Source organism: Streptomyces aurantiogriseus (assembly GCF_014649375.1).
Classification (GTDB): Bacteria; Actinomycetota; Actinomycetes; order Streptomycetales; family Streptomycetaceae; genus Streptomyces; species Streptomyces aurantiogriseus.
This window is the reverse complement of record NZ_BMSX01000004.1, coordinates 159,021-173,545: the sequence shown is the minus strand read 5'-3', so window position 1 is coordinate 173,545 and position 14,525 is coordinate 159,021. Positions and strand designations below refer to the sequence as shown.

Here is a 14,525-nt window from a genome sequence, read left to right as displayed (position 1 = left end):
GCGCGCGCCCCATGGCCGGGCAAAACGCCTTCGCGAAAGGCAAAGCCCAGGCCCCTCGCCCAGGCCGCTTCGGCAAGGAACGCCCAAATCGGACCCAACACTCGACAGGTCTGATGCCTTCGCCCCGACAGGGGAGTCCACTGGACTCAGGGACGCACCCGTCCCTCGCCCCCACTGGGTTCCGGGGGGAACCCGCGCACCGGGGGCGTTTGTCCAGCGGACGATCAGGAGCTGGCATGAGTGACATCACAGGGCAGACCGGCCTGCGCACCGCGGCGATCCCCGTCGTGCACGAGTCGTACTCCTTCGCCTGCATGCGCTGCGGGCACGGCTGGGAGCAGTCGTACGAGATCGAGCACCACACCGACGCCGACGGACACGAGTTCGTCCAGTACGTGGCGAACGGCCGGATCGTGCCGTCCCCGCTGAGCCGCCCCACGTGCCAGAACTGCGACGGGCACGTCGTACGCATCATGCGGCCGGGGCAGGTCTCCTCGGTGCTCAGTGCGGCCCGCGGGTCCCGGCACACGCCGGCGGCCGGGCCGGTGGAGGCGCCGGAGGCCGACGGGGAGCACGAGGTGCGGGAGGGGCGCGAGGGCCACGACGAGCGCTCCCAGCAGCACCACCACTGGCACCTGTCCGATCTGCTGCACCCCTTCCAGCGCAAGGCGAGCTGAGCCGGTCGGCGACCGGCGGGCGGCCGAACGGGCATGCGCCTTCCGTAGGATCGGGGCATGCCTTCGAACGCCGACAAGAACGCGGCGCCGCCGCTCCCGGCCCCCCTCCGGGTGCCGGTCGCCGACTCCCACACCCACCTCGACATGCAGTCCGGCACGGTGGAGGAGGGCCTCGCGAAAGCCGCGTCGGTCGGCGTGACGACGGTCGTCCAGGTCGGCTGCGACGTCCGCGGCTCCCAGTGGGCGGCCGAAACGGCGGCCGCCCACGAGAGCGTCCACGCCGCCGTCGCCCTGCACCCCAACGAGGCCCCGCGCATCGTCCACGGCGACCCCGACGGCTGGTCCCGGCAGGGAGCACGCGAGCCGGGGGGCGCGAGGGCGCTCGACGAGGCGCTCGCCGAGATCGACCGCCTGGCCGCGCTCCCCCACGTGAAGGGTGTCGGCGAGACGGGACTGGACTACTTCCGCACCGGCCCGGAGGGCAAGGAGGCGCAGGAGCGGTCCTTCCGCAGCCACATCGAGATCGCCAAGCGCCACGGCAAGGCCCTCGTCATCCACGACCGCGACGCCCACGCCGACGTCCTGCGGATCCTGAAGGAGGAGGGCGCCCCCGAGCGCACCGTCTTCCACTGCTACTCCGGCGACGCCGACATGGCGGAGATCTGCGCCCGCGCCGGATACTTCATGTCCTTCGCCGGCAACGTCACCTTCAAGAACGCCCAGAACCTGCGCGACGCCCTCACCGTCGCCCCCCTGGAGCTGGTCCTGGTGGAGACCGACGCCCCCTTCCTCACCCCGGCGCCCTACCGCGGACGGCCCAACGCCCCGTATCTCGTCCCCGTCACGGTCCGTGCCATGGCCGCCGTCCGCGGCATCGACGAGGACACCCTGGCGACGGCCCTCGCCGCCAACACGGCCCGCGCGTTCGACTACTGACTCATCCGAACACAACTCTGAGTAGCCGCGTCGCTTTGGAGAGTGACGGTGGCTCCGCTAGGTTCTGGGGGCCCGATCCGGACCCCTCCGGACCCCAGGACCCCTGGAGCGTGTCGGCGTGAGCAACTCCTCCCATCCGTGGAACGCGCAGTACGCACAGAACCCCCACGCCGACCCGTACGGCACCCCCGACCCGTACCTCGACGTGCACACCGCGGAGACGCTGGCGTACGGGACGTACGCGGCGCCCGGAGAGCAGGGCACGCCCGGCGCGTACGAGATGCCCGGGGCGTACGAGGACACGTACCGGCCCGCCTACGAGATGCCCGAAGCGACGCTTCCACGTCAGGTGGGCTGGGGTGCGGGGTATCCCGAAGGTGCCGGGAGCCCGGGCGTGGCGGACATTGACGGCGCGTACGGCGTTCAGGGCGTCGTCGACGGCGTCGGCGGCGCGGGAGTCACGGTGAGCGCCGTCGGTGACGCGCGCACGCTGGTCGAGTGGGCTCCGGCGCCCGTCGCGCACGCCGGAGCGAGGCGGCGGGCCGCGCGCCGGCGGAGGGCGCGCTTCGCCGAGCGCCCGGAATCCACGGTGCGCCGTCTGCTGCCGCAGGCACTCGTCGTCGCCTTCCTCGCCGGCGGCACCACCGCCTTCGTCGCAGAGGACAAGGCGATCGAGCTCACCGTCGACGGCAAGCCGCGCACCCTGCACACCTTCGCCGACGACGTGACCGAGCTGCTGGCGGAGCAGAGCGTGACAGTGGGGGAGCACGACCTGGTGGCGCCCGCCCGCGGGACGGCGCTCGCCAGCGGCGACGAGATCGCGGTGCGCTACGGGCGCCTCGTACGGCTCACGCTGGACGGACACCGGCGCGAAGTGTGGACGACGGCGCGCACGGTGGAGGAGGCGCTCAAACAGCTCGGGGTGCGCGCCGAGGGCGCGTATCTCTCTGCCGCGCGCTCCCAGCGCATCGGACGCGCGGGGCTCGCGCTGGACGTACGCACCGAGCGCGCCCTGACGATCATGGCCGACGGCCGCTCCCGCACCATCCGCACCAACGCGGCGACCGTGCGCGAGGCGGTCGAGGCGGCCGGCATCACCCTGCGCGGCCAGGACACCACGTCCGTCCCGCCCGGCAGCTTCCCGCGCGACGGACAGACGGTCACCGTGCTGCGCATCACCGGGATGAAAGAAGTGCGCGAGGAGGCGATCCCGTTCCGGGTACGGCGCACCGAGGACCCGTCCCTGTTCAAGGGCACGGAGGTCGTGGAGCGCGCCGGGCAGCCCGGGCTGCGACGGGTCACGTACTCCCTGCGCACCGTCAACGGCGTCCGCCAGCGGCCGAAGCGGCTCAGGACCGAGCTCGTCCGTGAGCCGCGCGCCCAGGTCGTGAAGGTGGGCACGAAACCCCTGCCGACCTCCGTACACGGCGTCGACCACCTCAACTGGCAGGGCCTCGCCGCCTGCGAGTCCGGCGGCCGCCCGAACGCGGTCGACCCGTCGGGCACCTACGGCGGCCTGTACCAGTTCGACACCCGCACCTGGCACAGCCTCGGCGGCACCGGCCGCCCCCAGGACGCCTCGGCGGCAGAACAGACCCTCCGCGCGAAGAAGCTGTACATGCGCCAGGGCACGAGCCCCTGGCCGCACTGCGGGGCGCGACTTCAGGGCTGAGCGCCGGCCGCAGGCGTGGAACCGCGGGCAGTCGTGCCGCCTTGGGGCGGCTCCCGCTGCAGAAGGGCGGCACCCCGTCAGCGCCGAGCCGCGCCACCCACCCCCGAGCAGCAGCGCCGGCAGCGCCGGGCAGCGCCGGGCAGCCTGGACAGCCGCGCCCGGTGCACCCCGTACGGCAGCCGCCCCCACCGCACCCCCGTACCCTTGTCCCGTGAGCAGCCCCACCCCCGACGCCCTCCTGGGCCCCGCCGACATCCGTGAGCTGGCGGCAGCCCTCGGTGTGCGTCCCACCAAGCAGCGCGGTCAGAACTTCGTGATCGACGCGAACACGGTCCGCCGTATCGTCCGTACCGCGGAGGTACGGCCCGACGACGTGGTCGTCGAGGTCGGGCCGGGGCTCGGCTCCCTCACCCTCGCGCTGCTGGAGGCCGCCGACCGGGTCACGGCCGTCGAGATCGACGACGTGCTGGCGAGCGCGCTGCCCGCGACGATCACGGCGCGCATGCCGGAGCGCGCGGAGCGTTTCGCGCTGGTGCACTCCGACGCGATGCACGTGACCGAACTGCCGGGCCCCGCCCCGACCGCGCTCGTGGCGAACCTGCCGTACAACGTCGCCGTGCCCGTGCTGCTGCACATGCTCGACACCTTCCCGAGCATCGAACGCACCCTCGTCATGGTCCAGTCGGAGGTCGCCGACCGGCTCGCCGCCGCGCCCGGCTCGAAGGTGTACGGCGTGCCGTCCGTGAAGGCCAACTGGTACGCCGAGGTCAAGCGGGCCGGCGCCATCGGGCGCAACGTCTTCTGGCCGGCGCCGAACGTCGACAGCGGGCTCGTCTCGCTGGTCCGCCGGGCCGAGCCGCTCAAGACCACCGCCTCGAAGAACGAGGTCTTCGCCGTCATCGACGCGGCGTTCGCCCAGCGCCGCAAGACCCTGCGGGCCGCGCTCGCCGGCTGGGCGGGGTCCGCGGCACGGGCCGAGGCGGCGCTCGTCGCGGCCGGTGTGTCCCCGCAGGCGCGCGGCGAGTCGCTGACCGTCGAGGAGTTCGCGCGGATCGCCGAGCACCAGCAGAAGGATTCCGAGTGAGCGTCACCGTCCGCGTGCCCGCCAAGGTCAACGTCCAGCTCGCCGTGGGCGCCGCCCGCCCCGACGGCTTCCACGACCTGGCGAACGTCTTCCTGGCGGTCGGCCTGTACGACGAGGTCACGGTGACCCCGGCCGACGAACTCCGCGTCACCTGCGAGGGCCCGGACGCCGGCCAGGTCCCCCTGGACCGCACGAACCTCGCCGCGCGCGCGGCCGTCGCGCTCGCCGAGCGGTACGGCCGCACGCCGGACGTGCACCTCCACATCGCCAAGGACATCCCCGTCGCCGGCGGCATGGCGGGCGGCAGCGCGGACGGCGCCGGCGCGCTCCTCGCCTGCGACGCGCTGTGGGGCACGCGCGCGAGCCGCGACGAACTCCTCGACATCTGCGCGGAACTGGGCAGCGACGTGCCCTTCAGCCTGGTCGGCGGCGCCGCCCTCGGCACCGGGCGGGGCGAGAAACTGACGGCCCTGGAGGTCGGCGGCACCTTCCACTGGGTGTTCGCGATGGCCGAGCGGGGGCTGTCGACGCCGGCCGTGTTCCGGGAGTTCGACCGGCTCGCCGAGGGCCGCGACATCCCCGAACCCGTCGCCTCCGAGGAACTCCTCGACGCCCTCGCCAAGGGCGACCCCGACGCACTCGCGGCGACCGTCTCCAACGACCTCCAGCCCGCCGCCCTGTCCCTCTTCCCCGAACTCGCCGACACGCTCGCCGCGGGGCGCGCGGCCGGGGCGCTCGCGACCCTCGTCTCGGGCTCGGGCCCGACCACCGCGTTCCTCGCGCGCGACCCCTCCTCCGCAGCGAAGGTCGCCGAGGCGCTGCGGACATCCGGAACCTGCCGGAGCGTGCGCACGGCGTCGGGGCCGGCGCCGGGGGCGACCGTGCTCGGACGTCCGTCGCGCTGATCCGGCGTCAGAGGGCATAAGGGCGGACGGGCGGATGGGTGGACGGAGGCGGAGCGTGACTCCTCTGTGCCGCCTCGTGACGCGGTAAACACTCTTCGCGAGATCTCCACACGGAATTACTGCGCTCGCAGTACACGGGAGAAATCAGGGGCCTCTAGGGTCGCTTGATGTTTAAAGCACCGCATGTGACGTACTGTCACGCGGCGCTCCCCCCCCGTGAACCACTGTGGAAGGCCACATCCGTGTCCGAACCCCCCACCCCCTCCCATCGCAGGAAGACGCCCCTCTCGCGCCGTGGCGTGATCGGGGCCGCCGGAGCCGTCGCCGCCGGGGCCGCCCTCACCCCGGCGGTGTTCGCCGCGACCGACTCGGACGACTCGGGCTCCGGCTCCGGCGCCTCCCCGTCCGGCACGAAGACCGAGTCCTTCCCGGCCACCCGCACGGACGCGGCCACCGGCGCCGGCGCGGCCACGGCCGCCTTCGCCGCCTCCTACGTCGGCGTCCGCTGGAGCGGCGCACGCGCCGGCGCGGGCATCCGATTCACGGACGGCACGGCGTCCCCCGGCACCTGGCAGACGCTGAACGGCGGCTGCGCGACCGTCGAGGACGGCGGTACCGCGCTGATCGCGGCCGGCGACGCCACGGCGTACGAGCTGAAGGCGCCCGCGGGCGCGAGCGCCGTGCGCGCCCTCGCGATCGACACGACCGACGGCCCCGCGCGCCACTTCAAGGTCCCGTCCGAGCCCACGCGCGTGCGGGGCGTGCCGTACCTGCCGCGGCCGGCATGGGGCGCCGACGAGTCGAAGCGCTACAAGGACGGCAAGGTCAACTCGCCCGAGCAGTACTACCCGTTGCAGTCGATCACGGTCCATCACACGGACACGCCGAACGACGACCCCGACCCCGCGGCGACCGTCCGGGGCATCTACGAGTACCACGCGGTCACCCTCGACTGGGGCGACATCGGCTACCACTTCCTCATCGACGAGGCGGGCACCGTCTACGAGGGCCGCTACTCCGGCGACGACGCCCTCCCCGCCTTCGACCCGGACGGCAAGCTCGTCACCGCCTTCCACACCGCCGGCTACAACTCCGGCAACCTCGGCATCGCCTTCCTCGGCACCCTCACCGACCGACCGCCGACGGACGCGGCCAAGAAGGCCCTGATCCGCCTGATCAAGGTGATCGCCCGCTTCAAGGGCCTCGACCCCCAGGCGAAGATCACCTACGTCAACCCGGTCAACGGCGTCACGAAGGACGTGACGACGGTCTCCGGCCACCGTGACTGGCTGGACACCGAATGCCCCGGCCGAACGATGTACGACCTTCTCGACGAGGTCCGGGCGGCAGCGGCCCGCCCGAGCCACTGAAACGCCGTACGCCCCGGGTGGTGGTGCCCCCGGGGCGCACGGCCGTTCCCTGACTGCTGCCCCGGAAACCGGCGCCCCGGAAAGGGGACGGGCAGGGGCGGCGAGGGCGAGAAACCCTGCCCGCCGATGGCCACCGGCCCCGCCGACTACCCTGGAGGGTCGATCGTCCCCCTTGTCAGGAGAGAAATGGCCGTCAACCTGGTCAATGTCGAGAACGTCAGCAAGGTGTACGGCACGCGTGCCCTGCTCGACGGCGTCTCCCTCGGCGTCTCCGAAGGGGACCGCATCGGCGTGGTGGGCCGCAACGGCGACGGCAAGACGACCCTGATCCGCATGCTCGCCAAGCTGGAGGACGCCGACACCGGCCGGATCACCCACTCCGGGGGCCTGCGGCTCGGCGTGCTCACGCAGCACGACTCCCTCGACCCGGCGGCCACCGTCCGCCACGAGGTCATCCGGGACCTGGCCGACCACGAGTGGGCGGGCAACGCCAAGATCCGGGACGTCCTCACCGGCCTCTTCGGCGGCCTCGACCTCCCCGGCTTCCCCCAGGGGCTCGACACCGTCATCGGCCCGCTCTCCGGCGGTGAGCGGCGCCGTATCGCGCTCGCCAAGCTGCTCATCGAGGAACAGGACCTCATCGTCCTCGACGAGCCCACCAACCACCTCGACGTCGAGGGCATCGCCTGGCTCGCCCAGCACCTGCGCGAGCGGCGCTCCGCGCTCGTGTGCGTGACGCACGACCGCTGGTTCCTCGACCAGGTCTGCAGCCGCATGTGGGACGTGCAGCGCGGCGACGTCCACGAGTACGAGGGCGGCTACTCCGACTACGTCTTCGCGCGCGCGGAGCGTGAGCGGATCGCGGCCACGGAGGAGGCCAAGCGGCAGAACCTCGTCCGCAAGGAGCTGGCCTGGCTGCGCCGGGGCGCCCCCGCGCGCACCTCCAAGCCGCGCTTCCGGGTCGAGGCCGCCAACGAGCTCATCAAGGACGTGCCGCCGCCGCGCGACAGCAGCGAGCTGATGAAGTTCGCCTCCTCGCGGCTCGGCAAGACCGTCTTCGACCTCGAGGACGTCACCGTCCAGGCCGGCCCCAAGGTGCTCCTCAAGCACGTCACCTGGCAGCTCGGCCCCGGCGACCGCATCGGCCTCGTCGGCGTCAACGGCGCCGGCAAGACGTCCCTGCTGCGGGCCATGGCCGAGGCGGCCCGGACACAGGGCGAGAACCAGCCGGCGGGCGGCCGCATCGCCGTCGGCAAGACCGTCAAGCTCGCCTACCTCTCCCAGGAGGTCGCCGAACTCGACCCGAACTGGCGGGTGCTGGAAGCCGTCCAGCAGGTGCGGGAGCGCGTCGACCTCGGCAAGGGGCGCGAGATGACGGCCGGGCAGCTGTGCGAGACGTTCGGCTTCAACAAGGAGAAGCAGTGGACGCCGGTCGGGGACCTGTCCGGCGGTGAGCGCCGCCGCCTGCAGATCCTGCGTCTCCTGATGGACGAGCCGAACGTCCTCTTCCTCGACGAGCCCACCAACGACCTCGACATCGAGACCCTCACCCAGCTCGAGGACCTCCTCGACGGCTGGCCCGGCTCGATGATCGTCATCTCCCACGACCGCTTCTTCGTCGAGCGCACGACCGACCGCGTCTTCGCCCTCCTCGGCGACGCCACCCTGCGGATGCTGCCGCGCGGCATCGACGAGTACCTGGAACGCCGCCACCGCATGGAGGAGGCCGTGGCGGCCGCCGCCACGCCGGCCGCCCCGAAGGCCGTACCGGAGAAGAGCGCCGCCGACCAGCGCGCCGCCAAGAAGGAACTCCAGAAGATCGAGCGCCAGTTGGACAAGATCTCCGAGAAGGAGACCAAACTCCACACCCAGATCGCCGACAACGCCACCGACTTCGAGAAGGTCGCCAAACTCGACGCGGAGTTGCGCGAGTTGGCCGGGGAGCGCGAGGAACTGGAACTGCGCTGGCTGGAGTTGGCGGAGGACGCGTAGGCAGGGGCGCGTGCGGCGGTTGCGCGCGCCGTGAGCCGCGGCGCGCCGCTCCGCCCGGCGCGCCCAACCGGTCGACGCGCCGCCCGCAACCGGTCGACGCGCCGCCCGCAACCGGTCGACGCGCCGCCCGCAACCAGTTGACGCGCCGCCCACTGCGGCGCCCGTAACGCCCTCGCGCGCCCCCGGTGTCGGCGCGCACGCCCCAACCGCACGCCCCAACCGCGCGCCTCACCCCCGCTCGCGCAGCCCACCCCTGACCACCCCTGGCGCGAATCACTCCACCCACGCCCCCCAAGCCCCCCACCTGCCCTGGCGTGAACAACCCCCACCCGCGCCCCGCCCAACTCCCCCACTCCCCGCGCGCGATGACGGCGCGTGCGCTGCGTGAAGGGGGCGTGAAGGCGCATAACGACGGCATCACGGCGGTGTGCTCCCTTGGGAACAGGGGCGGATACGAGCCGGTGTGCTGTCGGTGCCGGGTGATAGAAAGAGCCGTCTGAGAACCATGTGAGAACGACTCTGGGTCCGTAACGAACCTCAGGGCGTGGCTAAAAATCAGTGAACGAGGGGGAACACGCTGATGACTCAGCCGCCCGACCAGCCGCCGCAGCAGGGCGGTTTCGGAGCACCACAGCAGCAGCCGCCCCAGGACCAGCCACCGCAGCCGCCACAGGCTCCGCAGGCCCCGCAGGGCGGCGGCTTCGGCGCGCCGCAGATGCCGGCCCAGCCGCCACAGGCCCCGCAGCCCGGCTACGGCCACCCGCAGCAACAGCCGCCGCAGTCCGGCCCGTACGCCCAGCCGGCCGGCCCCTACGGCGCCCCGGCCGCGCCCGGACCGTACGGCGGGCCGCAGCAGCCGGGCCCGTACGGCCAGCCGAGCGGACCCTACGGACAGCAGCCCGGTTACGGCTACCCGCCTCCGCCCGGAGCCCAGTTCCCCGGTGCCCCCGGCGCCCCGGCGCCCGGTTCGCGCAACCCCTTCAAGGGGAAGCCCGCCCTCGTCGTCGGGGCCGCGGTGGCGGCGCTGCTGGTGATCGGCGGGGCGGTGTTCGCGGTCACGGGCGGCGGGGACGACGAGGGCAAGAAGAAGCCGGTCGCCGGACCCAGCGACGACGGGAAGGCGACCGCGAGCGAGAGCCCCGTCAACCCCGGCGACGGCAGCGGCGACGGCGGCGAGGACCCGGAGGACTTCAACGCGGGCCGCAAGGCCGGCGAGGCCAAGGTGCTCTGGTACAAGGAGGCACCCGACGCCCCCGCCTCCGGCGCCGACGCCCCCGCCATGTGGATCACCTCCAAGACGGCGGTGAAGGCGGCCTACAAGGAGATCGTCGCCTACAACGTCGGTGACGGCAGGCCCACCTGGGACACCCTCACGTTCCCGCAGAAGATCTGCGCGGTCACACCGCAGAAGACCGCGGACGACAAGGTCGTCGTGGCGTACATGAGCGGCACCAGCGAGCGCGCCAAGTGCAACGAGCTCCAGCAGATCGACCTCAACACCGGCGCCAAGGGCTGGAAGGCCGTCGTCGAGGACGGTGAGCTGTTCGACAGCGTGCTCAGCATCCAGATGTCCCTCACGGGCAACACGCTGATGGTGGGCCGTTCCCAGTCCGGCACCGCGTACGACGTCCGTACCGGCAAGAAGCTGTGGGACAAGAAGAGGTACGGCGACGCCTGCTTCCCCACCGCCTTCGCGGGCGGCACCAAGCTGTTCTCGGTGGCGTCCTGCGACGCGACCGGCGCGAACGAGCACGACGAGGTGCAGGAGCTGGACCCGGCGACCGGCAAGGTCAAGTGGACCCAGGCGTTCGAGAAGGGCTGGACGGTCGAGCGCGCGTACTCCGTCGATCCGCTGGTCGTCTACAGCACCAACAAGGACAAGAACGTCTGGAACATCGCGGCGTTCAAGCCGGGCGGCGGCTTCCGTTCGCAGGTCGCCTTCGACGAGGACTTCGCGCCGGAGTGCGGCTGGGCCATCCTCCAGCGCAACCTGAGCGGCTGCGTGGGCACGGCCGCCGACGCCAACACCCTGTACCTGCCGACCCAGGCGACGACCGGCCCCAACGAGATCGTCGCGATCGACCTCGCCACCGGCAAGGAGAAGTGGCGTGTGAAGTCCCCGGCCGACGAGTCGATGCTGCCGGTGCGCCTGGAGGGCGGCAACCTCGTCGCGTACGTCGAGCCGTCGTACGACGCGGCCGGCCGGGTCGTGTCGATCCCTGTCGCCGGTTCCACGCACACGCCCACGACGCTGCTGCAGATGCCCGAGAGCACGGTCGGCATCGAGAACGGCTTCTACTCGAAGGACGTCGCCTGGGTCGACGGGCGCTTCTACCTCTCCTCCACCCGGCTGACGGGCAACGACGACACGAAGGAGAAGCTGATGCTCGCCTACGGCAAGTGAGGCGGGCGACCCCGGCCGCGGCGGCGCGTACTTCCGCAGCCGCCCGGCCCCTCCGCTCTCCCCGGCCCTGTCGTCCCGGCCCCGTGCCCCGTCTCCCCGAGCGTTCTCCCGAGGTACCCACACCATGACCCAGCCGCCGCCCCCACCGCCGAACCAGCCCCCGCGGGACACCCCTCCCCAGGACCAGCCCCCGCGTGACGCGTCGCCGCAGGACACTCCGCCGCAGGACGCCCCACCGCAGGCCGGCTTCGGCGCGCCCCAGCAGCCCCAGCAGCCCCAGCCGCCGCAGGCCCCGCAGGACGCCCCGCCCCAGGGCGGTTTCGGCGCCCCCCAGCCCGCCGCCCCTCAGCCCCAGGCCCCGCCACCGCAGGCCCCGCCCGAGGGCCCGCAGCTCAGCAAGGACCCGGGCGGTCCCATGCCCCACCAGGTGGCCACCGCGGACCAGGTACTGCGGAACTTCGAGGCGGCCAAGGCAGCCCAGGCGGCCCAAGCCGCACAACCCGGCCAGCCCGCACAACCCGGCCAGCCCGCACAGCCCGGCCAGCCCGCACAGCCCGGCCAGCCCGCACAGCCCGCACAGCCCGCACAGCCCTCGCAGGCACCCAGCACCCCGCCCCAGCCCCCGCAGCCCCAGCCGGGCTACGGCTACCCGCAGGCAGCCCCGCCCGCCCAGCCGCCCCAGCCCCCCACCGGCCCGGGCTACGGCTACCCGAACCAGCCGGCACCAGGCCAGCCGGCACCAGGCCAGCCGGCACCGGGCCAGCCCGGTCAGCCGGGCCAGCCGAACCCCTACGCCCACCAGCCCGCGTACGGCCAGCAGCCCCCGTACGGCCAACAGCCCGCGTACGGCCAGCAACCGGCATACGGCCAGCAGCCGGGTTACGGCTACCCGGGCCAGCCCGGCCACCCCGGTCAGCCGGGCTACCCGCAGCCGGGCTACGGCTACCCCGGCCAGCCCACCATGCCCCTGCACCCCCAGCCGGGTCAGCCGGGCGGCGGTGGCCGCAAGGTCAGCGCCCAGGTCGCCATCATCGTCGCCGCGGTCGTCGCGATCGCGCTGATCGTCGGCGGTGGCGTCTGGTACGCGAGCTCGGGTGACAGCGGCAAGAAGGACGAGACGGCGAGCTCCGGCGGCACGACCGGCGGAGGCGGCGACGACAAGGGCGGCTCCGGAGGCACCTCTTCCGGTGGCACCGAGAAGGTGCCCTCCGACCCCGCCTCCAAGCTCCTCTTCCAGCTCCCGTCGCCCACGGTCGCCAAGGACGACAGCGTGATCGTGAGCGGCTCCTGGCTGACCGAGAAGGCATACGTGAAGTCGGGTGTCGCCGAGGTCGTCGGTTACGACCCGGACAAGGGCACCAAGCTGTGGACGATCAAGCTGCCCGGCCCGGTGTGCACGGCCAGTGAGCACGCCACCGACGACGGCAGGACGGCGATCGTCTTCCAGCCGAAGATGCCCGCGAAGGACTCCTCGGCCGGCTGCACCCAGGTCGCGGCGATCGATCTCGCCGCGGGCAAGCAGCTGTGGACGAAGACCGTCTCGTCCGGCGACTACCCGGTCACCTTCGACAACGTCACCGTCAGCGGGAACACGGTGGCCCTCGGCGCCACCGAGGGCGGCGCGGCCTTCGACATCGACACCGGCAAGCAGCTGTGGGCGCCGAAGCCGGCCGACACCTGCTACGACGCCGGCTACGGCGGCGGACCCAAGCTGGTCGCGGTGCGCAAGTGCGGTGACTTCGACGCGCGCGAGCTGCACATCCAGACCATCGACCCGGCCTCCGGGAAGGTGATCTCCGAGTACAAGATGGCGACCGGCATCGAGTACGCGAGCGTCGTGTCGACGGAGCCGCTGGTCGTGGCCGCCGACGTCGGCGACAGCGCCCAGGACGGCAGCGGCATCTCGGACTTCTTCTCCATCGACAACAAGACCGGCAAGCTGAAGACCCGGATCTCCGCGCCGGGCGAGCAGTTCGCGGCCCGCTGCGACGGCATCACCAGGATCGAGCACTGCTCCGGCATCGCGGTCGGCGCGGGCCGGCTGTACCTGCCGACCGAGGAGCACGACGGCACGGGCGAGTACAGCCGTACGAACGAGATCGTCGCCTTCGACCTGACCACCGGCAAGCAGACCGGCCAGCGCGCCGACGCCGGCGACGGCTACGAGCTCACCCCGCTGCGTATGGACGGCAGCAACCTGATCGCCTACAAGCGGCCGCCGTACGACGAGGGCGGGCAGATCGTCAGCATCGACGGCGGCTCGTTCAAGCAGACCAAGCTGATGCAGAACCCGGCCACCGAGTCGGTGCGGGACGCGGAGGCCGGCATGCTCCCGGAGTACTCCGAGATCATCTACTCCCAGGGTCACCTGTACATGGCCTCGGGGTACGCGGACGACTCCGCCTCGGGTGACAAGGAGTACCTGGCGCTGGCGTTCGGCACGAGCGGCTGATCGCCCCCGTGGCGGCCGTCGACGGCCCCGCCCCTGCTCAGGGGCGGGGCCGTTCGCGTACCGCTCATCACCCTCGAATGAGAGGAATTTCGGCGATCCGGGGCACTTCTCACGAGTAGGGGCAGCGCAACGTCGAACAAGCGTGTAGCTTCCGGGGGCATGAAGGACGAGGTGCCGGGGGGCACCTTTTGTCTGTGCGTGTCTGTGCGCAGGATCCAGGTGCACATGGTGGTATCTGGCTTTGCCTGTGTGTCCGTGTGGGCATCCATGGGGGGACTGGGGGGTTGCTCGATGGGAGTGCGGTTGATGGTGGTCGACGACCACCGACTGCTCGCCGAGGCGCTCGCCTCGGCGTTGAAACTGCGGGGGCACCGGGTGCTCGCCGCGGCGGCGCCCGCCGCGGGCGCGGCGGAACTCGTGATCACGCGGGCGCCGGAGGTGTGCCTGCTGGGCACGGCGACCCCGGCCGAGCCGGGGATCTTCGACCCGGTGGTCCGGATCAAACGGGAGCGGCCGCAGGTCGCCGTCCTGGTCCTGGGCCCGGTCCCGAGCCCGCGCGGCATCGCGGCGGCCTTCGCGGCCGGCGCCTCGGGGTACGTACGGCACGACGAGCGCATCGAGGGCGTCGAACGCGCGATCATGAAGGCGAGGGCGGGCGAGGCGGCGGTCGCCCCCCAGCTCCTGCAGGGCGCCTTCAGCGAGTTGCTGAACCCCGCCGCCCAGCCCGACGACGAGGGCCAGCGTCTGCTCCAGATGCTCACCCCGCGCGAGGTCGAGGTCCTCGTCCGCGTCGCCGACGGCGAGGACACCCGCCTGATCGCGGCCGGCATGGGCATAGCCCCGTCCACGGCCCGCACACACGTCCAGCGGGTCCTGATGAAACTGGGGGTGGGCTCGAGGCTGGAGGCGGCGGCGCTGGCGGCGCGGACGGGACTGCTGGACCGGGCGGGTCCGCTGCCGCACGGGCCTCGGGAGACGGACGCGGGGCCGGAGTCGTAACCGCGGCGCCGCGCACGGGACTTCCGCCGGCCGC

10 protein-coding genes are annotated in these 14,525 nt (G+C 72.7%); all 10 read left to right on the top strand.

Annotated features, from left to right (window positions below):
* Positions 1 to 236: 236 nt before the first annotated feature.
* The 10 genes from IE263_RS10240 (at position 237) to IE263_RS10195 (ending at position 14,491) form a co-directional block, all read left to right on the top strand.
* Positions 237 to 677: a hypothetical protein gene (locus IE263_RS10240; protein ID WP_189934623.1), complete on the top strand. Its 441-nt coding sequence runs from the start codon at positions 237 to 239 to the stop codon at positions 675 to 677.
* A gap of 57 nt (positions 678 to 734) precedes the next feature.
* Positions 735 to 1,613, top strand: a complete 879-nt coding sequence (locus IE263_RS10235; RefSeq protein ID WP_189934621.1) for a TatD family hydrolase — start codon at positions 735 to 737, stop codon at positions 1,611 to 1,613.
* A 118-nt stretch (positions 1,614 to 1,731) separates the two neighbouring features.
* Positions 1,732 to 3,285 carry a resuscitation-promoting factor gene (locus IE263_RS10230; protein ID WP_373311933.1) on the top strand — a complete coding sequence of 518 codons (1,554 nt, stop codon included), beginning with the start codon at positions 1,732 to 1,734 and terminating at the stop codon, positions 3,283 to 3,285.
* Positions 3,286 to 3,496: 211 nt separating this feature from the next.
* Positions 3,497 to 4,369 carry a 16S rRNA (adenine(1518)-N(6)/adenine(1519)-N(6))-dimethyltransferase RsmA gene (gene rsmA / locus IE263_RS10225; RefSeq protein ID WP_189934619.1) on the top strand — a complete coding sequence of 291 codons (873 nt, stop codon included), beginning with the start codon at positions 3,497 to 3,499 and terminating at the stop codon, positions 4,367 to 4,369.
* Complete coding sequence (locus tag IE263_RS10220) at positions 4,366 to 5,274, top strand: 4-(cytidine 5'-diphospho)-2-C-methyl-D-erythritol kinase (protein ID WP_189934617.1); 909 nt, start codon at positions 4,366 to 4,368, stop codon at positions 5,272 to 5,274. Before rsmA ends, IE263_RS10220 begins: the two co-directional genes overlap by 4 nt.
* A 242-nt stretch (positions 5,275 to 5,516) precedes the next feature.
* A complete protein-coding gene (locus IE263_RS10215) occupies positions 5,517 to 6,644 on the top strand; it encodes an N-acetylmuramoyl-L-alanine amidase (RefSeq protein ID WP_229910885.1) in 1,128 nt (375 codons plus the stop codon).
* Between the two features lie 186 nt (positions 6,645 to 6,830).
* Positions 6,831 to 8,636, top strand: a complete 1,806-nt coding sequence (locus tag IE263_RS10210; protein WP_189934614.1) for an ABC-F family ATP-binding cassette domain-containing protein — start codon at positions 6,831 to 6,833, stop codon at positions 8,634 to 8,636.
* A 580-nt stretch (positions 8,637 to 9,216) separates the two neighbouring features.
* The gene (locus IE263_RS10205; protein ID WP_189934612.1) at positions 9,217 to 11,040 is read left to right on the top strand and encodes an outer membrane protein assembly factor BamB family protein; all 1,824 of its coding nucleotides are present in this window, start codon (positions 9,217 to 9,219) and stop codon (positions 11,038 to 11,040) included.
* Between the two features lie 124 nt (positions 11,041 to 11,164).
* Positions 11,165 to 13,492: an outer membrane protein assembly factor BamB family protein gene (locus IE263_RS10200; protein ID WP_229910884.1), complete on the top strand. Its 2,328-nt coding sequence runs from the start codon at positions 11,165 to 11,167 to the stop codon at positions 13,490 to 13,492.
* Positions 13,493 to 13,783: 291 nt separating this feature from the next.
* On the top strand, positions 13,784 to 14,491 hold the full coding sequence (locus IE263_RS10195; protein WP_189934610.1) for a helix-turn-helix transcriptional regulator: 708 nt from the start codon (positions 13,784 to 13,786) through the stop codon (positions 14,489 to 14,491).
* Positions 14,492 to 14,525: the final 34 nt, after the last annotated feature.

Excerpts from the sequence above, each read along its gene's own strand:
- IE263_RS10240 (WP_189934623.1), top strand. The coding sequence starts at position 237 with ATGAGTGACATCACAGGGCAGACCGGCCTGCGCACCGCGGCGATCCCC.
- IE263_RS10235 (WP_189934621.1), top strand. The coding sequence starts at position 735 with ATGCCTTCGAACGCCGACAAGAACGCGGCGCCGCCGCTCCCGGCCCCC.
- IE263_RS10210 (WP_189934614.1), top strand. The coding sequence starts at position 6,831 with ATGGCCGTCAACCTGGTCAATGTCGAGAACGTCAGCAAGGTGTACGGC.
- IE263_RS10205 (WP_189934612.1), top strand. The coding sequence starts at position 9,217 with ATGACTCAGCCGCCCGACCAGCCGCCGCAGCAGGGCGGTTTCGGAGCA.
- IE263_RS10200 (WP_229910884.1), top strand. The coding sequence starts at position 11,165 with ATGACCCAGCCGCCGCCCCCACCGCCGAACCAGCCCCCGCGGGACACC.
- IE263_RS10195 (WP_189934610.1), top strand. The coding sequence starts at position 13,784 with ATGGGAGTGCGGTTGATGGTGGTCGACGACCACCGACTGCTCGCCGAG.